Origin of the sequence: Staphylococcus pasteuri, assembly GCF_030547725.1 — a bacterium.
Classification (GTDB): Bacteria; Bacillota; Bacilli; order Staphylococcales; family Staphylococcaceae; genus Staphylococcus; species Staphylococcus pasteuri.
Genome location: NZ_JAUOQO010000305.1, coordinates 1 through 276 on the forward strand (window position 1 = coordinate 1; position 276 = coordinate 276).

Sequence of the window (276 nt, forward strand, 5' to 3'; positions counted from 1 at the left end):
CCTAGAGAGTTTATCAATGAAGAAACAAGCAGTGCCTGATTAAATCGATAGTCGCATTTAGGGCACTCACACTCCTTAGCAAAAAGGAAAGATGTATATTTAATCAACGAAGCATCATCAAAATCAGTTTGAGCGAATTTATCGAATATAAAAAGAATCTCGACAAGCATTGCTATAACTTTTTGCCTAGGTGGTACAGAATCAAAACTCAAATACAACGTTTTTAGTACCTGCTGAGAATGCACACCTAAAAAAGAAGAGGGCACTACATAATCT

General features: G+C 35.9%; 1 protein-coding gene. It reads right to left on the bottom strand.

The annotated features are described in order from the left end of the window. The coding region (locus Q4528_RS13765) for a hypothetical protein (RefSeq protein ID WP_303522128.1) at nucleotides 1-276 on the bottom strand (276 nt) is incomplete at both ends.